The sequence below is a fragment of the Rothia nasimurium genome, from assembly GCF_004569295.1.
Taxonomy (GTDB): domain Bacteria; phylum Actinomycetota; class Actinomycetes; order Actinomycetales; family Micrococcaceae; genus Rothia; species Rothia nasimurium_B.
The window spans coordinates 21,035-47,732 of record NZ_SPQC01000011.1; the positions used below are offsets into that span (position 1 = coordinate 21,035).

The window sequence follows — 26,698 nt, forward strand, 5'->3', positions numbered from 1 at the left end:
GCACAGGCCGAACGAGCCGAACATCTGCGGGTGCAACCGCGTCTGACCGATGCCCGTCTTGTGGTGCCTGCTGTGGGGCTCTGGTGTTTTACCGCCCTGTGGATTCTTGCCGGATCCCGGTGGGCGCTCTGGGCTGGGGTCCTACTCGCTTGCCTTGCTCTGGGCTCGTGGTGCGGCGCCCAGCTTTTAGTTCGGAAAAGTATTGCGAAGGTGAAAGGTCCACCGACCCAGGCACCGGTCTTTGTGTCATATACTCTGGCGCTAACCTGTTTGCTCGCTGCCTTACAGACTGTTGCTCTTCAGGCCAGGGGCTACCCTCACCAGTGGGAGCTGATGCAGGCTCTGAACGGGCAGGGAATACGAGTGACGGCCGAAGTAACTGAGGCCCGACCTGCTCTAACGGGTGGGTATAGGTTGCAGGTAGAAACCGTGGAGATGAGACAGGCTTCAAGGACCTGGGCCCAGCGGGTACCGCTCAGCGTCTATACAGATAAACTTTTTATTCCGGGGAGCACTGTCAGCGCGGTGGGGGAATTGAAGGTCAGCGGAACCTACTACCGTTTGCAGGGAGCCGTGAGCCTACTGGAGCAACCGGCTTCTGTAGCCCCTCTCTTCGAACTTAAGAGCGGGTTGCGCGATAGGGCCGTGGACCACCTGGGCGCCGAACGGGCTGGCCTGCTCCTGGGTATGGCCTACGGCGATGATTGTTCACTGCCTGCACCGGCTCTTTCATCTTTGAGGGTGGCCGGTCTAACGCACCTGACAGCTGTTTCGGGGGCCAACATTACTCTGATTTTTGTCGTCGCCTACCGTCTGCTCTACCCGCTGTGGCCTCGGCGCCCTGCCCTCATAGCAGTCGGAGTGGCCGCATCATCAGCCTACGTCCTGCTGGTAGGGCTTGACGGTTCGGTACTCAGAGCCTGGACGATGGGCCTGCTGGGAGCTCTAGGTCTGATTCTCGGCCACGGAGCCTACCGTCTGGCTTTTCTCTCAATCTGCGTGATGGCTCTAGTTCTGGCAGCGCCGCCCCTTGCCACCCACTACGGCTTTATTCTCTCGGTCGTGGCTACAGCTTCGCTCCTGATACTGGCACCGGCGATCTCGCGTCTTCTCAGCAGGGTGGTGCCCCTTCTGCTTGCTGATCTGGTGGCCCTACCCTGTGCAGCTAGCCTCTGGTGCGCACCGGTTATCCTGATACTTTCTGAGTCCATCTACCCCTATACGGTCCTAGCTAATCTTCTGGCCGCCCCTTTTGTAGCACCCATTACCGTGCTGGGGTTACTAGCCCTTATCGGCTACGCCCTGGGGCTAGCCAACCCCCTGCTCGATGCCCTTTTGAATCTCGGTGGCCTTCTTACCCAGGGGCTGCTAGCGGTTGCTGCCTGGTGCTACAAGCTACCTGCAAGCCAGCTATCTCTTGCGCTTTCACCGCTCACTCTAGGGTTGACCCTACTGGCCGTTGTAGGTATTAGCTGGCTGGTTCTCTCAGCAGACAGGTCTCTCAGCTCCCTGCCCCAGGCTCGCTTGCCTCGACTGTTAGGGGGCAGGCCGTGAACCGCAGGAGAAATAAAAGCCTCGTCAATCTGTCCCTCCTAGTGCTCGTGATAGGTTTAGCGGTTTTCCTGCTGCACGACCGTTGGCTGGCTTCTCACCGGGCCCCTGACCACTGGCAATGGATTACCTGCGATGTAGGCCAGGGGGACGCCCACCTAATCCGCACCGGCCAACGATCGGCCTACCTTCTCGATACTGGCGACGATTACTCGGCTCTTAAGTCCTGCCTAGACTGGGCCGGGGTAGACCAGCTGGAAGCTGTGCTCATAACCCATGCCCATAGCGACCACGATGGGGCACTACAACAGGTTCAAAGTGACTTCGCCCAGCCGACGCTGGTGACGTCGCCCCATTACAGCAGACAGGGGGAGCAGACCCCGGTCACGCAAGGAACAGCTGCCTATCGGCTTGCTGCGGGCTCGGCCTTCCCCGCAGAGTCCGTTACCGCAGAGCGGCACGAGGCAGCCGGTCAGCCTCTGGGTCGGGTGCTCTGGCCCCCGGAGCAGGCCCAGCGAATTCCCGGCGCAACCGGCTCCTCTAGCTGGATCAACAACACTTCCCTCGTCATACACTGGTCCCTGCCTGCCAGGGAGACCGGCCAGAGGCCGCTGACCGTGCTTACCACGGGGGATCTTGAAGCGGACGCCGTCCACCGGCTTCTTGCCGAATCGGCGGGTCAGATGCCGACCGACGTCCTTAAAATTGCCCACCACGGCTCGGCGGGCAGCGGCACCGACCTCATTATCGCAGCCAGCCCCTCCCTAGCGCTCATCCCTGTGGGAGCCGGTAACAGTTATGGACACCCGCACGAGGATATTTTGAGTTTCCTGAACCAACGTTCTATCTCCGCTGCCCGCACAGACCTTTCGGGGCATCTGGCGCTGACCACCAGTGACCGGGGGATTGAGGTGACCGCCTCGGGCTAAACCTGCACAAAACCGCTTTATCTGACAAGATAGAAAGGCACCCAAGGAGGATACATGGCACGCACACCCCGCAACCGCTCAGCTGGGCCAGATAACGGCTGGCGATCGGTTCCGCTTGCACCGCTCATTTTGCTCTACGGCCCCGAAGAATACTTTGCCTCCCGGGCTACCCAGCGGCTCCGCCAGCTCTTTGGAGAGGCCCACGGCAGCTACGAACTCACCAGCCTCTCGGCCAAAGATTACCGGGCCGGGCAGCTAGACGTCCTTGCCAGCCCCTCCCTCTTCGACGAACCCAAAATTATGGAGGTCACCCAGGTGGCCTCCATGAGCGACGCCTTCTTGCAGGACGCTCTTGCCTATGCCGCTGCGCCCCACGACTCCACCCTGGTGGTACTGCACCATGCAGGCGGTAACAGGGGTAAAAAGCTCATAGATACCATCAAGGCGAATAAGTCCTACCCGGTGGTCGAGTGTAAGGCCCTTAAGAATGAACGCGACCGGCTGGACTTCGTTATTTATGAGTTCCGCTCAGCCCAGCGCTCTATTGACCCGCCCGCAGCGGCAGCTCTTGCGGCAGCAACCAGTGATATCTCAGAACTAGCCTCGGCTGCCCGCCAGCTCATTGCAGATGAGCCGGGTACCATCACTGTAGACACCATCGACCGCTACTTTGGCGGCCGCATCGAGGTCACCGCCTTTAAAGTGGGCGATGCTGCGGTAGCTGGCAACAGCAGGGAAGCCATTAAATTGCTCCGCCAGGCGATCGATACCGGGAGCGACCCTATCCCCATCCTGGGTGCTCTGGCCGCCCGCATGCGTAACATTGCCAAAGTGCACGGGGTGCGCGGTAACTCCAACCAGCTGGCGGGCGACCTTAAGATGGCTCCCTGGCAGGTAGAAGCTGCCCAGCGGGATTCTCGCAGGTATGCGCCTGCCGACCTGGCCCGCGTCCTTGCCCTGCTGGCCGATACCGATGCCCAGCTCAAGGGCGAGAATCTTGACTCTTTCTACCCCCTAGAAAAAGCCGTCCTGGCTATTTCCCAGGCCTCCCGCACCCACTAGCAACAGGGCAAGAAAGCACAAGGCCCCACTCCCATGAAAGGGAGCGGGGCCTTGCGTCACTTCGCTCTTAGACGCCGGCTAGAGGGGCCGGAATATAGAACTTAGGAAAGCTTGTTGACGAGAACGGTCAGACCGGACTTCTTGTTAGCTGCGTTCTTCTTGTGCAGAACACCCTTAGAAACAGCCTTGTCCAGCTTGCGGTTCGCAGCACGAAGAGCTTCAGTTGCTGCTTCAACGTTCTGAGCTTCAACTGCCTCGTTGACCTTACGGATGGAGGTCTTGAGATCTGACTTGATTGCGTTGTTGCGCAGACGAGCCTTCTCGTTGGTGAGGATGCGCTTCTTCTGGGACTTGATGTTAGCCACGATTAAAAACTTTCTGTTTTTGTCTAATTGGTCGGTGAGGGCTGCGCTGACCGGTCATCGACTGAGCGGCGTGGGGATGCCTATGGCAACCAGTCAGCAGTGCCCGATGACCATCGGACACACAAGGGTTAACTTTATCAGCTCCGCCCCAGCTTAGGGCAGAGATATAAGCAACAATTTTTCTTAGGCTCTGCCAGGTTAGGTGGAGCAGGCTCGTAGCGAGCGCGAGCCTGTGTAACCCCTTTGAGGTAAGTCTCTTAGCGACGGCGGTAGGCTTCGGCGATGAGGTCGAAGGTTGCCCGGTCCATGATGGCCCCCTCGCGGCGGATACCGTTCGGGTTGAGCTGGATTACCCGGTTGAGTTTGACCTCGGAGTCGCGTCCTTCCTTGTCCCATACGCCTGCGCCGATGTCTAGGTAGTTGGGGTCGGCGGTGCGGGAGTTGGAGTGGTCCTTGCTGGTGAGCATCAGCCCCAGAAGGTAAGAACCGGAGCGTCCGATGACCAGGACAGGGCGGTCCTTGCCCTGACTGTAGTCCTCTTCGAAGGGGACCCAGGCCCAGACGACTTCGCCGGGGTCTGCGTCGCCGTCGAGAGCGGGGGAGTAATCAAAGGCTACCGAGCCGAAGTAGTCGCCGGGGTAGCCTCCCTGTTTCCAGCTTCCGGTAGAGGGGCGGGAGCCGGTGCCCTGCTGCTTATTCTTCTGGTTCTGGTACTTGTTCCATTCCCGGTAGATGCGCTGGCCAATGTTCAGTGCCTGCTGGATGGTTCGCATGTTGATCTTCATGGTCACTACAATAATCGCTGCTCCTCGGCGCGCGAGCAGACACGCACCTGCTAAATGTGAGAAACTGGTTAACTGATTTCTACCGTCAGAGACCCGGTAGGCTCCCATGAGCTTTCTGAGAGTCGTGAAAGGACCCAACACACGTGTCACCCTTGGCGACCAACCCGCCCAAACCGGCGGCCACTGACCCTTCCGTTATCCGTAACTTTTGCATCATTGCGCATATTGACCACGGTAAGTCCACCCTGGCGGACCGCATGCTGCAGGCCACCGGCGTGGTTACTCCGCGCGAGATGAAGGCCCAGTACCTTGACCGCATGGATATCGAGCGTGAGCGCGGTATCACTATTAAGTCCCAGGCTGTTCGTATGCCCTGGGAGGTGGACGGCGTCAACTATGCCCTGAACATGATTGACACCCCCGGTCACGTAGACTTCACCTACGAGGTCTCCCGTTCTTTGGCTGCGTGTGAGGGTGCCCTGCTGCTGGTTGATGCTGCTCAGGGTATTGAGGCTCAGACCCTAGCTAACCTCTACCTGGCTATGGAAAATGACCTGACCATTATTCCGGTGCTCAACAAGATTGACCTTCCGGCTGCCCAGCCCGATAAGTATGCCGAGGAACTGGCTAACCTGATTGGTGTTGAGCCTGAGGATGTGCTGCGGGTTTCGGGTAAGACCGGTGAGGGTGTACCCGAGCTGCTTGATCGCATCGTTGAGCTGCTGCCCGCGCCCGAGGGCCAGGCTGATGCCCCTGCTCGCGCCATGATTTTTGACTCTGTCTACGACTCCTACCGCGGTGTGGTCACCTACGTTCGTGTGGTGGACGGCAGGCTGGAACCCCGCCAGAAGATTAAGATGATGTCTACCGGCGCCGAGCATGACCTGCTGGAAATCGGTGTGATTTCTCCCGAGCCCAAGCCGACTGACGGCCTGGGCGTGGGCGAGGTAGGCTACCTGATTACCGGCGTGAAGGACGTCCGCCTGTCCCGTGTGGGTGATACCGTCACCGGTGCCCACAAGCCTGCCGCAGAAGAGCTGGGTGGCTATGAGGACCCCAAGCCCATGGTTTTCTCGGGCCTCTTCCCGATTGACGGCTCTGACTACCCGGCCCTGCGTGACGCCCTCGATAAGCTGCAGCTCAACGACGCAGCATTGATTTACGAGCCTGAGACCTCTGCTGCTCTGGGCTTTGGTTTCCGCTGTGGCTTCCTGGGCCTGCTCCACCTTGAAATTGTGCGTGAGCGCCTGGAACGCGAGTTCAACCTCGACCTGATTTCTACTGCCCCCAACGTTATCTACGATGTGGTGGCTGAGGACGGCACCGCCCAGCGCGTGACCAACCCTTCCGAGTTCCCCGAGGGTAAGGTAGCTACCATTCGCGAACCTATGGTGGCCTGCACCATCATTGCCCCGAACGAGTTTGTGGGCGCGATTATGGAGCTGTGCCAGTCCCGCCGCGGCACCATGGGCGGCATGGACTACCTTTCCCAGGATCGCGTGGAACTGCGCTACCGCCTGCCCCTGGCCGAAATTGTCTTTGACTTCTTCGACCAGCTCAAGTCCAAGACCCGCGGTTATGCTTCTCTGGACTGGAAGTTTGACGGTGAGGAAGAAGCCGATCTGGTCAAGGTCGATATTCTGTTGCAGGGTGAGAAGGTTGATGCTTTCTCGGCCATTACCCACCGCGATAAGGCCTACTCCTACGGCCTGATGATGACCGGCAAGCTGCGCGAGCTGATTCCTCGTCAGCAGTTCGAGGTGCCGATTCAGGCTGCTATTGGCTCTCGCATTATTGCCCGTGAGAATATCCGCGCTATGCGTAAGGACGTTCTGTCTAAGTGCTACGGTGGCGATATTTCGCGTAAGCGTAAGCTGCTGGAGAAGCAGAAGGAAGGTAAGAAGCGTATGAAGATGGTGGGCCGTGTTGAGGTTCCCCAGGAAGCCTTCATCGCAGCCCTGTCTTCCGGTGAAGAAGGTAAAGACAAGGGCAAGAAGTAATGCCAGCCCAGCCTCTGGGCGTTCCGGCCCCCTTGGACGGCAGAATCCCCGCTGATTCTGCCGTCCACGGCGTTGAGCGCGATTTTTCTCTCTACGTACACGTGCCGTTTTGCTCAGTACGGTGTGGCTACTGCGACTTCAATACCTACGCCACCGAGGATTTCGGTAATGGGGTCGGTTTGGGCACCTATGCCGAGGACGCCATCGCCGAGTTGCGCTTTGCCCGGCAGGTTTTGCGAGAGTCGGGTGTCGCTGACCGCCCGCTCTACTCTGTTTTTTTTGGTGGGGGCACCCCTACCAAGCTGCCTGCAGCTGACCTTGTGAAGATTCTGCGCGAAGCGGTTGAGCTATTTGGTGTAGAAGAGGGGGCTGAGGTAACGACCGAGGCTAATCCCGACTCGGTGACCCGCGAGGACCTTGAGGTGCTGAAGGCCGGTGGCTTTACCCGGGTCTCCTTCGGTATGCAGTCGGTAGTACCTGAGGTGCTTGAGGTGCTCGACCGCACCCACACTCCGGCGAATGTTCCCAAGGTGGTCGCCTGGGCTAAAGAGGTTGGGCTGCAAGTATCGGTTGACCTGATTTACGGGTCACCGGGGGAGAGCCTAGCACAGTGGGAGCAGTCGGTGCGGGCAGCGGTGTCGTATGCCCCCGACCATATTTCTGCCTATTCGCTCATCGTTGAAGAGGGTACCAAGCTGGCTGCCCAGATTCGGCGGGGCGATTACATCATGCCCGACGAAGACCTGATGGCGGATATGTACCTGCTGGCTGAGCAGATCTTCAATGAGGCTGGCTACCACTGGTATGAGGTGTCGAACTACGCCAAGTCACCGGAGTATCGTTCCCGCCATAACTATGCCTACTGGCGCAACCAGGACTGGTGGGGAATTGGCCCCGGCGCCCACTCGCATGTAAACGGTACCCGCTGGTGGAACCTCAAACACCCTGTACCCTATGCCAACCGAGTCCGGGCTGGCCAAAGCCCGGCTGCTGCCCGCGAGGTTTTGGGGGAGCAGACACGTAGGTTTGAGGACATCATGCTGCAGGTCAGAGTCATTGACGGCCTAGACATTTCCCGTCTGCTGGAGGGTAGCGATGCTGCCCGAATCGGGGCGTCCCTGGACTGGCTTGAGGGGCAGGGTTTGATTGACCCCGAGGCGAGAGCGGGCGGACGCGTGCAGCTCACCCTCCAGGGGCGCCTGCTGGGCGACGCGGTGACCCGGGAGCTCCTCCCCGATATCGACAGCTAACTACTCTCGCCCTGCCAGGGGAAACGAAGGGGGCGGTCTGACTCAGCTGAGTCAGACCGTCCCCTTCATGTTCTAGCAGCCCGGGTACCTACTTACCGCGGCGAGTGAGCTTGCTGAAAAGACGGATATTGCCCTTGTACTGGTAGGGGTTGCCGCGGGTTACCTTTACACCGGCGATTAGAGCTGAGATAGCCAGGTAGGTCCAGGCCAGGGCAGCGATTAGACCGAAGAGCCAGCCGATAGCCGGAATGTTGCTGAGCATAATAGAGACGGCCAGAACCAGAGTGGGCAGCAGGGTGAAGTCGAGAGCTTCACGAGATTCCTGCTCGGTGAAGGGGCCACGGCCTCGGTAGAGGTAGTAGATGACGGCCGCGGGAATACAACCTAGCACGCCCCCAAAGTGTGCAGCGGTTGCGATATTGCGGTCTGCGCTAACAGACAGGTGTGCAGCGGTTGCAGGTGACCCCTTGTAGGCGGTCGAGGAAGGTGCTGATGCGGTCTTCAAGAATTCTTCTCTTTGAGGTTGAAGGGCGAATGAGTGATGCGCAGGCTTTTAAGCCCATCAGTCACAATTTTAGTCAAAGCCGGGGGAGGGCGGTATATGTGAAGCCTACGAATTTATGGGAGAGCAGGACGATATTTATCACACCGGCTGTACCCGCTCTAGCCTGCTGGCCCATCAAGGGTGACGAAGTCAATGAGGTGTTCTACCGGCCCTAAGAGACTTGGTTCAAGGTCGGTGTAGGAGTTGACCCTCTTGAGAATGGAATCCCAGCCGGCGCGGACATCCTCGGGGGTCTCTGCCGCCCGGCCGAAACGCCGCAGTATGCCGCTCTTCCAGTCTTCCCCGCGGGGAACTTCGGGCCAGGCCTGCAGGCCTAACACCTGGGGCTTGACGGCCTGCCAGATATCCACAAAGGGGTGGCCCACAATCAGCACGTTTTCGCGGGCACCTACCACGGCCATGGCTTCTTGCGCGATGCGCTCTTCCTTACTTCCTGCCACCAGGTGGTCTACCAGAATTCCGAGTTTGCGGTGGGCGGCCGGGCCAAAACCTGCAACAGCTGCGGCGAGATTGTCGACCCCGTGCAGGGGTTCCACCACGATACCCTCAACCCGTAAATCGTGGCCCCAGACCTTTTCAATGAGCTCAGCATCGTGCACGCCCTCCACCCAGATACGGCTGGCCCTGGCCGTCCGCGCCGGAGCGTTCTCCACCGCAACCGACCCCGACCGAGAAACCTGCCGAGTAGCAGTCTTAGGCTTCTGCTGAGGCTTGATCAGGTTAATACTGCGGCCCTCAGCAGGAAGCCCGGGCCCAAGGGGAAGAACTTCACACGGCCTCGCCGGTCTTCAAGGCCCACCTGGGGACCGGACGCCGTAGCCCGCAGAGTCACTGCCGCCCCCACAAAGCCGGTGGCGGCGTCCTCTAACACCATACCGGGGGCAAGAGGCACCTTGGGCAGGGCAGGGCGGTGGGAGGTGAGGTCAGCCTGACCCCAGGTATCGCGGTAGTCCATCGGTGCGTCTCTCACTCTCTCATCCAGGGGCATTAGCCGTTAGCGTACCGAGTTATGATTCTAGTTCAGTGGTATTAAAGTTAACGGGTAACTTAGCACTCAAGGTCATCAAGTGCTAACCTAGCCCCGCAGACCTCTTCGCCCACCAAACGAAGACCTATAAGCCCAGGAGGTGCCATGAACCACCCGAGACGCTTGCAAGTTCTGCAAGCCATCGTCGAAGAATACGTGCACACCCGTGAGCCCGTGGGGTCCAAAACTCTGCTCGAGCGGCACCAGCTGGGGGTCTCAAGCGCCACCGTCCGCAACGATATGGCGGCCCTCGAAGAGCAAGGCCTGATCCAGGCCCCCCACGCCAGCGCCGGGCGGGTCCCCACCGACCGGGGCTACCGCCTTTTCGTTGATCAGATATCGTCCCTACAGCCCCTCTCTGACGCTGAAAAACGGGCAATTCACACCCTGCTCGATAGCGCCGAAAGCGTTGATGAAATGATGAAGACCAGCGTGCGTATGCTCTCATCACTCACCCACCAGGTAGCTATGGTGCAGTACCCCACCGGCCCGGCTACCAGCGTGCGCCATATCGAGCTGGTCTCCCTCTCTAGCACCACGGTTCTGCTGATCCTTATCACCGACTCTGGCCAGGTAAATCAGCGCACCCTTACCCTTGCTCACAGCCCCGAAAAGCTTGCAGTAGCCCGCCAGCAGCTCCTTGACCTCTACGTCAACCGTACGCTCGACAGCATAGCCGCAGCACCGGCGTCCGCCCCCGGCAATAACCTGCTCAGCACCCTCACCGAGGCCCTGCGCCTGCTCGCGGCCCAGGGGGCCTCATCGCAGGTGCTGATTGCAGGCACCTCCTACCTTGCCGCCTCGACCGTAGATTTTAGAGGCAGCATCGCCCCGGTGCTCGATGCCCTAGAAGAGCAGGTTGTGCTGCTGAAGTTACTCACCGACCTAGACCACGATGAACGCGGATTTACCGTGAGTATCGGCTCTGAGAACCGCAGAGAATCCCTGGCCGAAACCTCCGTCGTCGCCAGTAGCTACGGGCCCGGGGGAGCTGCCCACGTGGGAGTCGTTGGCCCCACCCGCATGGACTACACCAGCACCGTCTCCAAGGTCAACGCCGTAGCCCGCTACCTATCCAAGATTTTGGGCCAGGCCTAGCCCTGCGCCTACCCCCTTTAAAACCAGCCCATCGAAAGAGAGAACCAGTGAGCAGTCACTACGAAACCCTCGGCGTCTCACGCGATGCCAGCCCCGAAGAAATCAAGAAGGCCTACCGCAAGAAGGCCCGCCAGTTGCACCCCGACATCAACCCTTCGGAAGAAGCTGCCGAGGAGTTCAAGCGCGTCTCCCTCGCCCACGATGTGCTCTCTGACCCTGAAAAGCGTCGCATCTACGACCAGACCGGTAACGAAAACGGCACCGCCGGTGGCTTCGGTACAGGAGCAGGCGGCTTCGGCGGGGGCTTTGGCGGCTTCCAAGACATCTTCGACACCTTCTTCAACTCTGCCCCGCGCGGCCCCCAGAGCCGCGTCCGCCAGGGTCAGGACGCCCTCATCAGCGTCAAGATTGACCTCAAAGATGCCGTCTTCGGCACCAACAAGCCCATCACCGTTGATACCGCCGTTACCTGTGACCTCTGCAAGGGCGAAGGCACCGCTGAAGGTACCCACCCCGAAACCTGCGACACCTGCCACGGCCAGGGCTACATGCAGCGCCAGGTCCAGTCAATTCTGGGCACCGTCGTGCAGCCCGTTGAGTGCCCCACCTGCCGCGGGTTCGGCACCGTCATCAAGCACCCCTGCGCTGAATGCTACGGCGAAGGCCGCGTGCGGGAACGCAAGCCCCTCACCATCAAAATTCCTGCCGGCGTCACCAACGGCGCCCGCATCCGCCTGGCAGGTCAGGGTGAAGCCGGTACCGCAGGCGGCCCCAACGGCGACCTCTACGTTGAGCTGCGCGTCAATCCCGACCCCACCTTCAGCCGGGACGGCGATGACCTGGTAGCCACCGTAGGTGTGCCCATGACCGCAGCAGCCCTGGGCACCACCATCACTCTCGATACCTTCGACGGCCCCCAGCAGGTACAGATTCCCACCGGAACCCAGTCAGGCGACGTAGTCACTCTCAAGGATCTGGGCGTCACCCACCTGCGCGGCGGCGGCCGTGGCGATATCCGTGTGCAGATTGAGGTACGTACCCCCACCGACATCACCGAGGAGCAGAAGAACCTGCTCAAGCAGTTCTCCGAACTTCGCGGCGAGGACTTGCAGGTCAGCGAAACCGTCACCCACAAGCAGGGCGGCTTCTTCTCTCGCCTCAAAGACCACCTTAAATAGGACGGCCCCATGAGCAACGCTGTCTACTACATCGAACCTGACGAGCTGGCTGCCCTGACGCCAGGTACCACCCTGCACTTGACCGGCGACGAGGGGCACCATGCCCTCGTTAAACGTCCGGAGCTCGGAGAAGGGCTCGACGTGGTAGACGGTGAGGGCAACCGCGCTATCACCCGGGTTACTGAGCTGGGTCAAGACGGCCCCATGCTTGAGGTCCTCGAGCTAACCCAAGATACGGTGGGGGTAGAGATATACCTGGTGCAGGCCCTGGCTAAGGGGGATAGGGATATCCAGGCCATTGAGATGTCCACCGAGCTGGGCGCCCACGGTATTGTGCCCTGGAGCGCCGACCGGTCAATTGTGCGCTGGAAGATGGAGCGGGCTGTCAAAGCGCGGGCCAAGTGGCAGAATACGGTGCGGGCAGCAGCTAAGCAGTCCCGCCGGGCCCTGCTTCCCCCGGTCTACGAGCAGCACTCGACCGCAGATTTAGCCGATCTTGCCCACGAGCTGGGGGAGGACGGTCTCTTCCTGGTTCTCCACGAGCAGGCAGACTACCGTCTCACCCAAGCACTTGAGCGGCATCTGACCGATCGGGTGAAAGAGGTCTACTTCATCGTGGGCCCCGAAGGCGGTATCAGCCCCCGAGAACTTGACCTGCTTGCGAAAGCCGGTGCCCACACGGTGCTACTTGGCCCAGAAATCCTCCGCAGTTCCACCGCCGGGGCAGCTGCTATTTCTGCCCTCAACGTTGCGTTAGGACGCTGGTAAACCCCGTTCTGCTACAGGTAAAGTAAGAACTACCGCGTACGCTTTGTATTTCAAGGAGCTCTGACAGCCCGCACGGGCATCTATGACTACCTCATCTACGGCTAGTAGCCGCCCCCTCTCTGTTGCCCGCACCTTCTCCTTCCGGTCAACCGAAGAGATGGTCGCGGTGCTTGGCCCCCACGACGGAAACATCACCCTAATCGAGCAGGCTTTCCCCGGGCTCACCATTCGCCCCAAAGGGCTAGACGTCATCGTTACCGGCCCCTCAGAAACCGTAGCCACCACCGTCCGTCTGCTGGCTGAACTCACCATTTTGGTAGAGAACGACACCCAGGTCACCGGTGAGGTGGTCAAGCGCATCATGGGCATGATGACCTCCAGCCTCTCCCACCCAGCTACCGCGATTAGCCAGAATATTCTGAGCTCCCGGGGCAAGAATATTCGCCCGAAGACCATTAACCAGAAGTCCTATGTCGATGCCATCGATGCCAACACCGTGGTCTTTGGTATCGGCCCAGCAGGTACCGGTAAGACCTACCTGGCTATGGCCAAAGCGGTACAGGCCCTCCAGTCAAAGGAAGTCAACCGCATCATTCTGACCCGCCCCGCTGTTGAAGCTGGCGAGCGCCTAGGCTTCCTGCCTGGGTCCTTGAACGAGAAGATTGACCCCTATCTACGCCCGCTCTACGATGCGCTGCACGACATGATAGACCCCGAAACCATTCCCCGCCTGATGGAAGCCGGGACCATTGAGGTGGCGCCTCTGGCCTATATGCGCGGCCGTACTCTGAACGACGCTTTCATTATTTTGGACGAAGCGCAGAACACTACGGTGGAGCAGATGAAGATGTTCCTGACCCGTTTGGGCTTTGGCTCCAAGATGGTGATTACCGGTGACGTCACCCAGGTGGACCTGCCCGGTGGTCAGGCCTCAGGTCTGAAGCAGATTCGTCAGATTCTTGAGGGTATTGACGATATCCATTTCGCGGTTCTGCAGGCCGAGGACGTGGTGCGCCACTCCCTGGTCTCGGATATTGTGAGTGCCTACGATAAGTGGGACGATGCCAAGACCTCGATGGAGCGCCGCCGCAATCGCAAGGTTAAGCGCCAGACCATTGAGGCTGCGGCCGAAAAGCTGCTGCAGCAGTCAGGTATCGATGTAACCCCCGAAGAGAAGGCCTAGCCCCGTGAATATTGAGTTTGATATTGAAGAGCCCGGAGCAGAGGCGAGCGACTTTGTGCGTGAGTCTTTTGAGGCTGTCGATACCGGTGTGCTGGAGAAGCTGGTAACCCACGCCTTTACCCATCTGAAGGTCTCGCCTGAGACCGAGCTGTCTATCGCTATTGTGGGCGAAAGCGAAATGGAGCGCATCCACATCGATTGGATGGATCTGCCCGGCCCCACCGATGTGATGAGCTTCCCCATGGACGAGCTCACCCCCGGTACCGACGATCAGCCGGCCACCGGCGTCCTCGGTGATATTGTCTTGTGCCCGCCCATTGCTGCTCGCCAGGGGGCGGACGCCGGCCACAGCACCCTCGATGAGCTCTGCCTGCTTACCACCCACGGCATCCTACACTGCCTGGGCTATGACCACGCCACGGCGGAAGAAGAGGCTGAAATGTTCGGTATTCAGCGCATCATTCTTGAAGAGTTCCTGGGGCGCCCGGCACCTGTAGAGACGAGGCACTAACCGGTGCTTTCTTCTGCTTTGCTGGCCTGTGCCGTCCTGCTCTTAGTCTTGGTGGGCTATCTGCTCACCGCCGTTGAGTCGTCCTACACCTACCTGCCCCACTCTGAGGCCCAGCGCCTGGGGGAGGAGCCCGATAACAAGAGCATTCGGGCTATTCTCGCTGACCCTGAGCCCTACTTCCGGTCCCTGCGTATCTGGCGGGTCCTGGCTGAGGTGTCTTCGGTCGTCTGTTTCTTCCTGCTGGTCCACGACCTGTTCAGCCGCACCTGGGTGAGCGTCCTGGTCACCCTGCTGGTCATGACCGTTGTGGTCTTTGCCTTCTTCGGGGTTGCACCCCGCCTGGTGGGCCGCACCAAGCATACTCAGGTCTTCTCGGCGATGGCCGGGGTGGTCTACGGGCTGGGCGTGCTGACCCGCCCCTTCTCGTCCGCTCTCACCGCCCTGTCCCGCAAGGTCAGCCCCAAGGACTCCGAGCAGGTTACCGGCATTTTCACTGAAGATGAGATTCTTGAGTTCGTTGACCGCGCTAGCTCTTCTGAGGCTATTGAGGACGACGAGGCCGAGATGGTGCAGTCCATCTTTGAACTCGATGAGACCCGCATCCGCTCAATTATGGTGCCGCGTGCCGATATGGTGACGGTTGACGTGACCGAAAGCCTGGACGACGCTATCTCCCTCTTCCTGCGGTCGGGCTACTCCCGTGTGCCGGTGCTGGGGGAGTACTTTGACGATGTGCGTGGCATGCTCTACCTCAAGGATGCCCTGGCCGCCTCGCGCGAGGCAGGAGCAGACCTCAAGAGCCTGGGTATTACCTCTCTGATGCGTCCGGTCCGCTATGAGCCAGAATCCAAGCGCGTGATGGATCTGCTCAAAGAAATGCAGCGTGAGTCTACCCACGTCGCCGTAGTGGTTGACGAGTACGGCGGAACTGCCGGCCTCGTGACCCTAGAAGACCTCATTGAAGAACTGGTCGGCGATATCTCTGATGAATACGACAACGAGAAGCCCGAAATCACCCTGCAAGAGGACGGCACCTTCAAGATCAGCTCCCGCCTGAGCATCTGGGAGCTGGGCGAGCTCTTCGGCCTAGAACTTGATGATGAGGACGTCGACACGGTGGGCGGTCTGCTAGCTAAACACCTGGGTCGGGTACCGATTATCGGTAGCGAAGTTGTTGTTGAGGGTATTCACATTAAGGCTATTGGTTCTCGTGGGCGCCGCAATAAGATTGGCACGCTCTCTGTTTGGGCAGACCCTGCGCCGCAACACCCTGTAAAGTAAAGCCAAGACATTACTTAATCTCATCATTGGAGTATCTGCATGGAGTTTGCTTCCTTCCCCGACGACTACACTGCGGGCTTTGCCGTTCTGGTAGGCCGCCCCAACGCCGGTAAGTCAACCCTCACCAATGCGCTGGTCGGGCAGAAGGTCGCTATTACCTCCAACCGCCCGCAGACTACCCGCCACACCATCCGCGGTATTGTGCACCGGGAGGACTTCCAGCTGGTGCTGGTTGATACTCCCGGCCTGCACCGCCCCCGTACCCTGCTGGGTGAGCGTCTGAACGACATGGTGGCGCAGACTCTCTCTGAGGTCGACGTCATTGGTTTCTGCATTCCTGCCGACGAAAAAATCGGCCCCGGCGACCGCTACATTGCGCAACAGCTGGCTGCCTCGGGCAACAAGCCCATCGTCGCTATCATCACCAAGGCCGATAAGGTGGGCCATGAGCAGCTGACCGAGCAGCTTCTTGCCGTTTCGGCGCTGGGCGATGAGATTATGAGCGCTGAACGGGCTGCCCGCCAGCAGCGCCGCGAACGCCAGGAACGCAAGAAGAAGGGGGAGGAGCTTCCCTTCCGTAAAGGCAGCGGCCCGGCCGCTACTCGCGAGAAGGGTAAGGCTGCGCCTGTTCCCGTTAATGACGGCCGTGGCGGCTGGGCAGATATCATCCCGGTTTCTGCGGTCAAGGACTACCAGGTAGAAGAGGTCGCGAAGCTCCTTTCTTCCTACCTGCCCGACTCACCCCCGCTGTACCCCACCGGTGAGCTGACCGACGAGCCTGAGGCCACCCTGGTAGCTGAGCTGGTGCGAGAAGCAGCTCTGGAAGGCGTGCAGGACGAACTGCCCCACTCAGTAGCTGTCACCGTTGAAGAAATGGAACTGCGCGAGGGTCGGAGCGAGGAGAACCCCCTGCTCGACATTCACGTGAACCTCTTTGTGGAGCGAGACTCCCAAAAGGGAATTATCATTGGCAAGCGGGGAGCTCGCCTGAAAGAAATCGGGCAAACTGCCCGTAAGAACATTGAGGCTCTACTCGGCACCAAGGTCTTCCTCTCCATTCACGTGAAGGTTGCCAAGGACTGGCAGCGCGACCCCCGTGCTCTGGGCAAGCTAGGCTTCTAAGTTTTCCCCTCTTATCAGGAGTTTCCTCCCAGTTTTATCCCCTAAGCTGGGCTGAAGAATCGGTCCCCCGTACCGTAGACGAATCGGAGATACCTTTTATGGCGCCACAGGGTCAGCCCCCGCAGCGAGTTGTTACGCCTCTGGGGCGTCATATGAGCAACCAGCCTCTCAAGTCCCAGCGGGTCAAGTGGATAGCGCTATCGTGCGTTGCCCTTCTCGCCATGGTGGTTGCCTTTAGCAGTTTTGCCCTGGTGCGTTTGCGTAGCAACGTGCAGATCGCCGAGATGAACATTGGTGAGCTCTCGTCGGACCTTGCCAGTGGCCCTCTCGATATTCTCGTGATTGGTTCCGATACCCGTGCCGGTAACAACGGGGCCTACGGTACTGCTGAGGACGCCGCATCTGGGGCCCGCTCCGATGTGATGATGCTGGTTCAGGTGAGCGAAGACCGTTCAAACGTCAACGTCATCTCCTTCCCCCGCGACCTGATGGTGGATATCCCCAAGTGTACGGACGCCGAAACCGGTGAGGTCTACCCGGCCACCACAGAAACCCAGATCAACGAGTCTCTCGAACGCGGTGGTCCCGGCTGCACCGTGGCCACAATCAGCAATCTCACTGGCGTAGCTATCGACCACTTTATGCTGGTGGACTTTAACGCCGTCAAAGCCCTATCGAGCGTCGTGGGCGGCGTTGAGGTCTGTGTGACCGAGCCGATTGACGACACCTACAGCGGGCTCAAGCTCCCCGCCGGCACCTCCAGCGTTGAGGGTGAACAAGCCCTGGCCTTCCTACGTTCTCGTCACGGCTTTGGCGACGGCAGCGACACCGCCCGTATCCAGGCCCAGCAGAGCTTCCTCGCCTCCCTGCTGCGGAAGGTCCAGGCTGAGGGAACTCTCACCAACCCGGCTATGCTACTCAACATCGCTGAGGCTATTACCCAGAACGTCACCGTCGATAAGGAACTGACTAACCTGGGTAACCTGGTGAGCATCGGCGCTATCTTTGCCAACATCGACCTGAGCAAGGTCGTCTTTGCAACCGTCCCCAACGAACCCTACGTTTACGACGAGAACAAGCTCCAGCTCTCTGCCGATGCAGAGGCTTTCTTCACCAAGCTTCAAAAGGACGAATCCCTCGTAGAGCCTGCCCCCGCTGCTACTACCAGCGCGAGTGAATCGTCCGCCCCAGCTGCTGAGCTGGCCTACTCCCTGGGCGTGAGCGTCACCGACGCCACCGGTGTAGAAAACCGCGCCGAAGAGCTAGCCCCCAAGATTGAGCAGGCTGGCTTTACCTCGGTCACGGTAGATACCACCGATGCGGTCTACACCGAGTCGGCGATTTACTACCCCTACGGCTACGACGCTGAGGCTCAGGCTATTGCTGACCTCTTCGGCATCACTTCGCTGACCCCCTCGGATCAGTACGTGGGTATTGCCGTTATTCTGGGGTCGGACCTGGCTGAGAGCGATACCATTGCCGCACCCACCTCGGAGATTGCGGCCGGGGCTACCGGCCAGACTGCTGACCAGGTAACCTGCCAGCAGTCCTTCAGCTACTAAGCACCCACCCAGCGGTTCCATATAGTGGACGGGCGGCGGCAGGTTCTGCTGCCGCCCGTCTCTGCGTGATACCGTGACAGTATGAGTGAGATAACACTGGTACTCCTTATCTGCCGTATCGAAGCGCCCCGGGTGTAGCTTCGATACGGGTCAGTGCTACCCGGGACGATACCCCTTCCTCACCGATCTCAACATCTAAGGTCATTACGATGAAAAACTTTCAGAAGCCCTCACCCATGCCCGTGCACAAGTACGTGCCCTTTGACCAGCAGATTCAGGTTTCATTGCCCGACCGCACCTGGCCTAACAAGACCATGACCAAGGCCCCCCGCTGGTGCGCTGTCGATCTGCGTGACGGTAACCAGGCCCTGATTGACCCCATGGATACCGAGCGCAAGCTCGCCATGTTCAAGCTCTTGGTCAAGATGGGCTACAAGGAAATTGAGGTCGGCTTCCCCTCAGCTTCGGCAACCGACTTTAACTTCGTGCGTACCCTCATCGAAGAGGGCCACATTCCTAACGACGTCACCATCCAGGTGCTGGTACAGTGCCGTGAGCACCTGATCCAGAAGACCTTTGAGGCTATCGACGGGGCCCCCAAGGCTATCGTCCACTTCTACAACTCCACCTCTGTGCTGCAGCGCCGCGTGGTTTTCAACCAGGACCAGGACGGCATCTTGGACATCGCCCTCACCGGTGCCCGTCTCTGCAAGAAGTACGAAGAGCAGCTGGCTGGCGACACCAAGATCACCTACGAGTACTCACCTGAGTCCTTCACCGGCACCGAGCTGGAATACGCGGTGCGGGTCTGCAACGCTGTCACCGACGAGCTGGGTATTGGCGAGGGCAACGAGGTTATTATCAACCTTCCTGCCACCGTTGAGATGGCTACCCCTAACGTGTATGCCGACTCCGTAGAGTGGGTCAGCCGAAACCTGACCAACCGGGAGCACGTCATCCTCTCCCTGCACCCCCACAATGACCGGGGCACCGGTGTAGCTGCGGCTGAGCTGGGCTACCTGGCCGGTGCAGACCGTATTGAGGGCTGCCTCTTTGGCAATGGTGAGCGCACCGGTAACGTCGACCTGATTACCCTGGGCCTGAACATGTACACCCAGGGTATCGACCCCGAAATTGACTTCTCCGATATCGACGAGATTCGTCGAACCGTTGAGTACTGCAACCAGCTGCCCGTTCACGAGCGTTCCCCCTACGGTGGTGACCTGGTTTTCACCGCTTTCTCAGGCTCACACCAGGACGCCATCAAGAAGGGCTTCGAGCGTATGGAGAAGGACGCTGCCGAGCAGGGTAAGAGCGTCGATGATTTGGTATGGGCTGTTCCCTACCTGCCCATTGATCCCAAGGATCTGGGCCGTACCTACGAGGCTGTGATTCGTGTGAACTCCCAGTCGGGCAAGGGTGGTGTGGCCTACCTGCTCAAGAAGGACTTTGGGCTCGATTTGCCCAAGCGCGCCCAGCAGGAGTTCTCTGCTATTGTGCAGGCTCAGACCGATGCCCAGGGCGGCGAGGTTGAGAGCAAGGCCCTGTGGGATATTTTTGCCGATGAGTACCTGCCGAGCAGGGAGGCGGACGCCCGCTGGGGCAAGTACCGCATTGAATCGCTCTCTATTGACTCTGAGGAGCACGGAGAGACTACCATGCGGGTTGGCCTGAATATTGCTGGCCATACCTACAACCGAGTTGGTCAGGGTAGCGGCCCCATCGAGGCCCTGCAGTCAATTTTAGCCAAGGAGGGCGTGGACGTCCGCGTGCTCGACTACTCGGAGCATACCCTGGCTTCTGCTGCGAGCGCCCAGGCAGCCTCATACATTGAGGCAGCAGTGGGTAGCAGGGTGCTGTGGGGTATCGGTATCGACAGTTCAACTACCCGTGCTTCACTCAAGGCGATGATTTCAGCGGTGAACCGCGCACTGCGTGACTCTGCTGAGTAGAGCATAAGTGTGGGCCGTGCCGGGACTTCCGGTGCGGCCCACCTTTTGATAGTGCCCCGTATAACAGATCAGGGTAGAGACCTGGCATACTGAATGTGGGAGAATAAAGACGTGACTTCAGCGCTATCTACGACTAAGACCATTCGTGATAGCGCTATTGTTTTACGTACCCAGGATTTGGGGGAGCACGACCGCATTATTATCCTGGCTACCCGGCAGCGGGGGATTCTACATGCAGTAGCCAGGGGAGTGCGCAAGAGTAGCTCAAAGATTGGTGCCCGGCTCGAGCCTTTTATGCTGGTCGATATTTCGGCGTCCCCCGGCAAAAACCTCGCCACAATTTCGCAAGTTGTTACCCGCCGCGCCTATTTGGGGCCGATTATCAACGACTACACCCGCTACACGGTCGCGACTGTCTTAGCCGAGGTGGCAGAACAACTTCTCAACCACGAACAAGAGCGCCTGGATGAGCAGTTCACGCTGTTAGCCGGGGCCCTCTCAGCCCTAGCTCGGGGCACCTACCCGCCCCACCGCGTCCTTGATTCCTACCTGTTGCGAGCCCTGCACAGTGCGGGCTGGAGCATGGCCATTGGTGCCTGTGCCGCTTGCGGTAGTGTGGATGACCTCACCTATTTTTCCCCCTCCCTGGGGGTGCTGTGTACCGGGTGTGCGCGTACCGGGGACTTCCCTCAGCTCAGCCCATTGGCTCCTGAAGAACCGGCCTATTTAGCGGCTCTAGCCACCGGCGACTGGCCCAGCATTTTGAGCGAGCACCCGCCCGCACTCCGGCAGAGGGCAGAACGGCATATCATGGACTATGTGCAGTGGCAGCTTGAACAGCCGCTCAAAACTCTGACCACCCTAGAGAAGGAAATCTAGTAGATGACACAGGTGAAGCCCTACAGCCACCCCAGCGACGCCGTAGCCCCTGCGATTCCGCGCAAGTTCGTGCCCCAACACGTGGCCGTGGTAATGGATGGCAACGGACGCTGGGCCAACGAACGCGGCCTACCCCGCAATGAGGGCCACCGAGCCGGTGAAGCCGCCCTGCTCGATGTGGTGGCTGGTGCTATCGAAATGGGTATTCCCTATGTTTCTGCCTACGCCTTTTCAACCGAGAATTGGCGTCGTAGCCCTGACGAGGTCGCCTTCCTCATGCGGTTCTCCTCTGAGGTTCTAGAGCGTCAGCTAGAGACCCTCAAGAGCTGGGGGGTTCGCATCCGCTGGGCTGGCCGTCGGCCCAAGCTCTGGAAGTCGGTCATCAACCTGCTCGAAAAGTGCGAAGAAGAAACCAAGCACAACGCCCTGTGCACCCTGACCATGTGCGTCAACTACGGGGGTAGAGCGGAAATTGCGGACGCCGCCGCCCTGATTGCCGAGGACGTCGCAGCCGGCCGCCTCAAGCCCAAGCACGTCAACGAAAAAATCTTCCAGAACTACCTCGACGAACCTGATTTGCCCGATGTTGATCTTTTCCTCCGAACCTCTGGTGAACAGCGTTTCTCTAACTTCCTTCTCTGGCAGAGTGCCTATGCCGAGATGGTCTTTATGAACGTGCTCTGGCCCGATGTTGACCGTACGGTACTGTGGCAGGCGGTAGAAGAATACGCCCGCCGTGACCGCCGCTACGGTGGGGCCGTTGATAAGGTGACCCAACCCTAAGTTTCCTCCCACACTAGGCGAAAGCCGCGGCTGAAAGGGGTCCGATATGCGGATCTACCCAACCCTGTTCAAACTCTTCTTCAAACCCATGGACGCCGAGAAGGCGCACCATGTGGGCATGTGGGGGGTGCAGACCCTTCGCCGCACCGGTATTTCTCGCCTGGGGGGCCGCTACTTTGCGCCTCACCCGTCACTGGCTACCGAGGTCATGGGCCTTACTTTCCCCTCGCCTTTCGGTGTTGCCGCTGGTTTTGATAAGGGCGGTAAGGCGATTCCGGCGCTAGGTAACCTGGGTTTTGGGCACATTGAAATCGGTACGATTACCGGTCAGGCTCAGCCGGGCAACCCCCAGCCCCGTCTTTTCCGTCTGGTAGATGATAAGGCCATTATTAACCGCATGGGCTTCAATAACGATGGTGCGGCAGCAGCTGGACCCCGTGTTGCTGCCGCCCGCGCGGACCTTGAAGCCGAATATCGGGGTAAGGTACGCCCCGTTATTGGTGTCAATATCGGTAAAACCAAGGTGGTAGCCCTTGAGGACGCCATCGAGGACTACCTGGTGAGCACTCGGGTTCTTGCACCCCAGGCTGACTATCTCGCTGTGAATGTCAGTTCGCCGAATACCCCGGGTCTGCGTGACCTTCAGGCGATTGAGACCCTTGAACCTCTACTTGAGGCTGTACGTGCTGAAGCCGACCGCGTTGTGCAGGGGCGCCGTGTACCCCTGGTCGTGAAGATTGCTCCTGATCTGGCCGATGAAGATATTAAGGACGTTGCCGCAATGGCTCTGCGCCTGGGGCTAGATGGCATTATCGCCACGAACACCACGATTGCCCGTGAAGGGCTGGGCCTGGTTAGCTCTCGAGCTAAGGTTGAGGAAATTGGCGCGGGTGGCCTCTCAGGCGAGCCCCTGAAGAAACGTTCCCTTGAGGTTCTCCGTCTGCTGAAAGCTGAGGTGGGGGACCAACTGGCTCTTATCTCAGCAGGTGGCGTTACCACCGCTCAGGACGTCGCCGATCGCCTGGATGCGGGCGCCAATCTGGTGCAGGGTTACTCTGCTTTCATCTACGAAGGCCCCCTGTGGGCAGCTCATATTAATCGTGGACTATTGAAATTGCGGAAAACCCGCTAGACTAGACACGTGAGATTATGACACAAAGGGGCGCTACCTCTCTAGAGAGGTAGCGCCCCTTTGAATTTAAGGTTGAAAGCTAGCGGATTTACTCCGTCGTGGCCTTACTTGGGGTATTCGCCGCGCTTAACCTGAGGCTTGGGCAGGCGGAAACGGCGAATCATCATGACGCGGTTGAAGGCGTAGAAGCCGGAGCGGGGCTCGATGGAGCCAAACTTTTCAGTCAACTTCTTCTTGAGTCCGCGCCACATAATCATGTAGTCGATGACCCAGAGCAGAATCATGCCCCACATCAGCAAGATAGTGTACTGCTGCATACTGGGGGAGAAAAGGCCCACGATAAAGACAGCCAGGATGACGATAATCATGATGTCACCTACGTTGAAACGGGCATCAACGTAGTCACGGATGTAGCGGCGCTGGGGGCCACGATCGTTGGCGGGCAGGTAGCGCTCATCGCCGGTTTGCAGGGCCTGCTGCTGCTTTGCCCGGAACTCACGGTCAGCTTCACGCTGGGCGTCCTTTGCAGCCTTGCGATCTGCGGGAACCAAGGGAGTGCGGCGGGCAGCTTCACGTTCTTTACGGGAAGGGGTAGGACGCCCCTTGGGCGCGGTGTACCCCGACTGGGTGGCTTCAGGGGTTTCGCTTGCTACCGGGGTAGCGTCGGCAACCACAGAACCAGCATTTTCTGATGATTTCTTATTACGACCAAACACTCCTTAAGAATAACCAAGTTCGTGCGTAGATATACAGTCAGAGCGTATTCTGAGATGTATGACAACACACGATTTTGATTTTTCTGCCCGCCCGGCTCTAGCAACCTACATCGAAGAGAACTTTGAAGCTCAGCTTGAACATCTAGCTGAGCTCGTGTCCATCCCTTCTGTTGCCTGGGAGTCTTTTGATCTTACCGAGGTACAGCGCAGCGCTGAAAAGGTGAAGAGCCTGGCAGAGGACGCCGGTTTTGAAAGCGTTGAGATCCTCTCAGCAACCTACGGGGAAAGCCAGCAGGGTATGCCTGCGGTCGTAGCCCACTCACCGGCTGCACCTGGTTTCCCCACCTTCTTACTGTATGCCCACCACGATGTGCAGCCTGCTGGCGACCGCTCCCTCTGGGAGACCGAGCCTTTTGTCGCCACTCGCAAGGGCGATCGCCTCTACGGCCGTGGGGCTGCGGACGACAAGGCCGGCGTCATCGCCCATCTGGCCGCTTTTAAGGCTGCGCGTGAAGTACTGGGCGACGACTTTAAGGTTGGCGTTACCCTCTTTATCGAGGGTGAGGAAGAGGCTGGTTCACCCAGCTTTGATAGCTTCCTGCATACCTACCGCGACAAGCTTGCTGGCGACTACATCGTTGTAGCAGACTCGGCTAACTGGAAAACCGGTGTACCGGCCCTTACCGCGGGCCTGCGGGGTGTGGCGAGCGCTGATATTTCTGTACGCGTGAGCAGCCACTCGGTTCACTCCGGCATGTTCGGCGGACCCCTGCTGGATGCCAATACCGTCCTCGTCCAACTGCTTGCTACCCTGCACAATACTCAAGGTTCAGTTGCAGTTGAAGGTTTGGTTACTGCACCTGAACCTGACGTTGAATATCTTGAGGCTGATTTCCGTACCGATTCTGGCATTCTCGGCAGCATGAACCTGGCAGGTCAGGGTTCCATCTCCTCCCGCCTCTGGTCCCAGCCCGCTATCTCCGTCATCGGAATGGACATCACCTCGGTTGCCGAGTCCTCAAACACCATTGCTGTCACAGCCAAGGCGCGCATCAGCGTCCGCCTGGCTCCCGGACAGGATCCCGCTGCAGCCCACCGGGCACTTGCCGAGCACTTTGCCCGCCACAACCATCACGGGGCAGAGGTGACCTACCATGCCGAGGACTCCGGCCAGCCCTACCAGGCCGACCTTTCCGGCAGTGGTGCCCAGCTAGCCCTGGCGGCGCTGGGGGAGGCCTGGGGAGTTGAGCCTGTCACCACCGGCATGGGCGGGTCCATCCCCTTCATTGCGACCCTCACCGAGGTCTACCCCGAGGCCCACATTCTGATTACCGGCATCGAAGACCCCGACACCCGCGCCCACAGCGCCAACGAGTCTCTGTTCATCCCCGACTTCCAGAAGGCAATCCTGGCTGAGGCCCTTATGCTGGCGGCAGCTCACGCCGCCAACTAGGGAATTCACTTGACTGCGAACATCTCGCGCCCCGTACCCAAGAGGCGTAAGATTGACATCAAAACACCCCACGAAAGGATTGCTCATGTCTGAGGCAGTACTTGAAGATCTCCCCACCCACGGCGTTAACCTCACCGAGGTTGCAGCCGGTAAGGTTCGTTCCCTGCTTGAGCAGGAAGGACGCACCGACCTGCGCCTGCGCATCGCCGTGCAGCCCGGTGGCTGTTCAGGCCTGATTTACCAGCTCTATTTCGATGAGCGTGTGCTCGATGGCGACGCCGTCCGCAACTTCGACGGCGTAGAAGTCATCGTTGACCGTATGAGTGTTCCCTACCTCGAAGGCTCAACCATCGACTTCGAAGACACCATTCAGAAACAGGGGTTCTCCATCGATAACCCCAACGCCCAGGGCTCCTGCGCCTGTGGAGATTCCTTCCACTAAGCGTCCGCCCAGCCCGCTTCACAGGTGGGGGTATGCTCCGGCATACCCCCACTTTTCTGTTTCAGCCCACCCAAACATGAAATACTTATGTAATGACACGTCAGTTCATTGACAGGTTGTCACCAGAAACGCCCGTTTGAGGGTAAGCTCGTATTGAAAGAATTAACACCTGGGTTAATGCTGTCCACACACAGCACCAGGTGACACGCACATCGCTACAGGAAGGGCCGTCTGTGAGTTCGCAGCATCGAACCAGCAGCAAGGGGCTTAAGGGCAAGGCAGTAGCCGTTGCCACAGCCGTTTCAGCGCTGCTCTTGACCGGTTGTTCAGAACAGGTATCAGTGGGCTGGCTGCCCACTCAGCGTGGTGTAACCGATAACGCCGATACCATCATGGACCTCTGGATTGGTACATGGATCGCCGCGTTGGCTGTAGGTCTTGTGACCTGGGGCCTCATGCTTTGGTGCATCATCGCCTACCGCCGTCGCAAGTACGAAACCGGCTACCCCCGCCAGGTGAGCTACCACGCTCCGCTGGAAATTTTCTACACCGCTATCCCGATCATCCTGATCGTCAGCTTCTTCACCTTCTCAGACCGTGCCGAGCGCGAAATCACCGCGCCCAAGTCTGAAACCGCCGATATCACCATCGAGGTTTACGGTAAGCAGTGGGCATGGGACTTCAACTACCTCGACGAAAACGTCTACTTCGCTGGTGTCCAGGCTCGCCTCGACAAGGAAGGCAACGTAGGCGTTGAGGAAACCCTCCCCACCCTCTACCTGCCGGTCAACTCAACCGTAGACCTGCAGCTCAAGTCCCGTGACGTCATCCACTCCTTCTGGATTCCCGCCTTCCTCGAGAAGCGCGACACCATTCCCGGCATGACCAACCACATGTACTTCACCACCGGTTCCGAGCCCGCTCGCTACCAGGGTAAGTGCGCCGAACTCTGCGGTGAGTACCACTCAGAGATGCTCTTCAACGTTGAAGTTGTCAGCCAGGAAGACTACGACGCCTACATCCAGTCACTGGAAGATGAAGGCAACATTGGCCGCCTGGGTGACGAGTACAACCGTAACCCCAACATGAACACCAACAACTAAG

Annotated in this window: 24 protein-coding genes and 1 pseudogene; 20 read left to right on the forward strand and 5 right to left on the reverse strand. The window is 59.1% G+C overall.

Features of this window, described 5'->3' with window-relative positions:
* Positions 1-573 precede the first annotated feature (573 nt).
* Genes E4U03_RS12760 through holA form a run of 3 tightly spaced genes read left to right on the forward strand, consistent with a single transcriptional unit; the run spans position 574 to position 3,542 of the window.
* The gene (locus E4U03_RS12760; RefSeq protein WP_167752277.1) at positions 574-1,554 is read left to right on the forward strand and encodes a ComEC/Rec2 family competence protein; all 981 of its coding nucleotides are present in this window, start codon (positions 574-576) and stop codon (positions 1,552-1,554) included.
* Positions 1,551-2,480, forward strand: a complete 930-nt coding sequence (locus tag E4U03_RS04260) for a ComEC/Rec2 family competence protein (RefSeq protein WP_167752279.1) — start codon at positions 1,551-1,553, stop codon at positions 2,478-2,480. The genes E4U03_RS12760 and E4U03_RS04260 overlap by 4 nt, the downstream gene beginning before the upstream one ends.
* Positions 2,481-2,534: 54 nt before the next feature.
* Positions 2,535-3,542, forward strand: a complete 1,008-nt coding sequence (gene holA / locus E4U03_RS04265) for a DNA polymerase III subunit delta (protein ID WP_135011806.1) — start codon at positions 2,535-2,537, stop codon at positions 3,540-3,542.
* Positions 3,543-3,643: 101 nt separating this feature from the next.
* Here the strand turns inward: holA and rpsT are convergent, their stop codons facing one another.
* Both rpsT and E4U03_RS04275 read right to left on the reverse strand, forming a co-directional pair.
* Positions 3,644-3,907 (reverse strand): 30S ribosomal protein S20, encoded by a 264-nt coding sequence (gene rpsT / locus E4U03_RS04270; protein ID WP_135011808.1) that lies wholly within the window; start codon positions 3,905-3,907, stop codon positions 3,644-3,646.
* A 257-nt stretch (positions 3,908-4,164) separates the two neighbouring features.
* Positions 4,165-4,692: a type II toxin-antitoxin system PemK/MazF family toxin gene (locus E4U03_RS04275; protein WP_135011810.1), complete on the reverse strand. Its 528-nt coding sequence runs from the start codon at positions 4,690-4,692 to the stop codon at positions 4,165-4,167.
* 143 nt (positions 4,693-4,835) lie between these two features.
* On the opposite strand from E4U03_RS04275, the gene lepA reads away from it, so the two are divergent.
* Positions 4,836-6,692: a translation elongation factor 4 gene (lepA, locus tag E4U03_RS04280; RefSeq protein WP_135011812.1), complete on the forward strand. Its 1,857-nt coding sequence runs from the start codon at positions 4,836-4,838 to the stop codon at positions 6,690-6,692.
* Positions 6,692-7,942 (forward strand): radical SAM family heme chaperone HemW, encoded by a 1,251-nt coding sequence (hemW, locus tag E4U03_RS04285; RefSeq protein ID WP_135011814.1) that lies wholly within the window; start codon positions 6,692-6,694, stop codon positions 7,940-7,942. The genes lepA and hemW overlap by 1 nt, the downstream gene beginning before the upstream one ends.
* 88 nt (positions 7,943-8,030) lie before the next feature.
* Here hemW and E4U03_RS04290 read toward each other — a convergent pair whose 3' ends face one another.
* Together E4U03_RS04290 and E4U03_RS04295 are read right to left on the reverse strand one after the other, a co-directional pair.
* A complete protein-coding gene (locus E4U03_RS04290) occupies positions 8,031-8,447 on the reverse strand; it encodes a DUF4870 domain-containing protein (RefSeq protein ID WP_135011816.1) in 417 nt (138 codons plus the stop codon).
* A 158-nt stretch (positions 8,448-8,605) separates the two neighbouring features.
* Positions 8,606-9,462: pseudogene (locus E4U03_RS04295) on the reverse strand (DUF3097 family protein).
* A gap of 177 nt (positions 9,463-9,639) precedes the next feature.
* Here E4U03_RS04295 and hrcA point away from each other — a divergent pair.
* The 12 genes from hrcA to E4U03_RS04355 all read left to right on the forward strand — a co-directional run bounded on the left by hrcA (position 9,640) and on the right by E4U03_RS04355 (position 22,983).
* Positions 9,640-10,632, forward strand: coding sequence for a heat-inducible transcriptional repressor HrcA (gene hrcA, locus E4U03_RS04300; protein WP_135011818.1), 993 nt, complete (start codon positions 9,640-9,642; stop codon positions 10,630-10,632).
* Positions 10,633-10,679: 47 nt separating this feature from the next.
* The gene (gene dnaJ / locus E4U03_RS04305; RefSeq protein ID WP_135011820.1) at positions 10,680-11,810 is read left to right on the forward strand and encodes a molecular chaperone DnaJ; all 1,131 of its coding nucleotides are present in this window, start codon (positions 10,680-10,682) and stop codon (positions 11,808-11,810) included.
* Positions 11,811-11,819: 9 nt separating this feature from the next.
* On the forward strand, positions 11,820-12,578 hold the full coding sequence (locus E4U03_RS04310; RefSeq protein ID WP_135011822.1) for a 16S rRNA (uracil(1498)-N(3))-methyltransferase: 759 nt from the start codon (positions 11,820-11,822) through the stop codon (positions 12,576-12,578).
* 82 nt (positions 12,579-12,660) lie between these two features.
* The gene (locus E4U03_RS04315) at positions 12,661-13,761 is read left to right on the forward strand and encodes a PhoH family protein (protein ID WP_228065806.1); all 1,101 of its coding nucleotides are present in this window, start codon (positions 12,661-12,663) and stop codon (positions 13,759-13,761) included.
* 4 nt (positions 13,762-13,765) lie between these two features.
* On the forward strand, positions 13,766-14,272 hold the full coding sequence (gene ybeY / locus E4U03_RS04320; RefSeq protein ID WP_135011824.1) for an rRNA maturation RNase YbeY: 507 nt from the start codon (positions 13,766-13,768) through the stop codon (positions 14,270-14,272).
* Positions 14,273-14,275: 3 nt separating this feature from the next.
* A complete protein-coding gene (locus tag E4U03_RS04325) occupies positions 14,276-15,553 on the forward strand; it encodes a hemolysin family protein (protein WP_245207662.1) in 1,278 nt (425 codons plus the stop codon).
* A 39-nt stretch (positions 15,554-15,592) separates the two neighbouring features.
* Positions 15,593-16,675: a GTPase Era gene (locus E4U03_RS04330; RefSeq protein ID WP_135011827.1), complete on the forward strand. Its 1,083-nt coding sequence runs from the start codon at positions 15,593-15,595 to the stop codon at positions 16,673-16,675.
* 152 nt (positions 16,676-16,827) lie between these two features.
* The gene (locus E4U03_RS04335) at positions 16,828-18,237 is read left to right on the forward strand and encodes an LCP family protein (RefSeq protein ID WP_228065808.1); all 1,410 of its coding nucleotides are present in this window, start codon (positions 16,828-16,830) and stop codon (positions 18,235-18,237) included.
* A gap of 209 nt (positions 18,238-18,446) precedes the next feature.
* Positions 18,447-20,189, forward strand: coding sequence for a 2-isopropylmalate synthase (leuA, locus tag E4U03_RS04340; protein ID WP_135011831.1), 1,743 nt, complete (start codon positions 18,447-18,449; stop codon positions 20,187-20,189).
* A gap of 111 nt (positions 20,190-20,300) precedes the next feature.
* Complete coding sequence (recO, locus tag E4U03_RS04345) at positions 20,301-21,068, forward strand: DNA repair protein RecO (RefSeq protein ID WP_167752281.1); 768 nt, start codon at positions 20,301-20,303, stop codon at positions 21,066-21,068.
* A gap of 3 nt (positions 21,069-21,071) precedes the next feature.
* Entirely contained in the window at positions 21,072-21,851 is a 780-nt protein-coding gene (locus E4U03_RS04350) for an isoprenyl transferase (protein ID WP_135011835.1), read from the forward strand.
* Positions 21,852-21,897: 46 nt separating this feature from the next.
* Entirely contained in the window at positions 21,898-22,983 is a 1,086-nt protein-coding gene (locus E4U03_RS04355; RefSeq protein ID WP_135011837.1) for a quinone-dependent dihydroorotate dehydrogenase, read from the forward strand.
* Between the two features lie 104 nt (positions 22,984-23,087).
* On the opposite strand, the gene E4U03_RS04360 is transcribed toward E4U03_RS04355, so the two are convergent.
* On the reverse strand, positions 23,088-23,657 hold the full coding sequence (locus E4U03_RS04360; protein ID WP_245207663.1) for a DUF3043 domain-containing protein: 570 nt from the start codon (positions 23,655-23,657) through the stop codon (positions 23,088-23,090).
* A 100-nt stretch (positions 23,658-23,757) separates the two neighbouring features.
* On the opposite strand from E4U03_RS04360, the gene E4U03_RS04365 reads away from it, so the two are divergent.
* The 3 genes from E4U03_RS04365 to ctaC all read left to right on the forward strand — a co-directional run bounded on the left by E4U03_RS04365 (position 23,758) and on the right by ctaC (position 26,697).
* Positions 23,758-25,152 (forward strand): M20/M25/M40 family metallo-hydrolase, encoded by a 1,395-nt coding sequence (locus E4U03_RS04365; protein WP_135011841.1) that lies wholly within the window; start codon positions 23,758-23,760, stop codon positions 25,150-25,152.
* Positions 25,153-25,237: 85 nt separating this feature from the next.
* Positions 25,238-25,594: a HesB/IscA family protein gene (locus E4U03_RS04370; protein ID WP_135011843.1), complete on the forward strand. Its 357-nt coding sequence runs from the start codon at positions 25,238-25,240 to the stop codon at positions 25,592-25,594.
* Positions 25,595-25,827: 233 nt separating this feature from the next.
* Positions 25,828-26,697: an aa3-type cytochrome oxidase subunit II gene (gene ctaC / locus E4U03_RS04375; protein WP_135011845.1), complete on the forward strand. Its 870-nt coding sequence runs from the start codon at positions 25,828-25,830 to the stop codon at positions 26,695-26,697.
* Position 26,698: the final 1 nt, after the last annotated feature.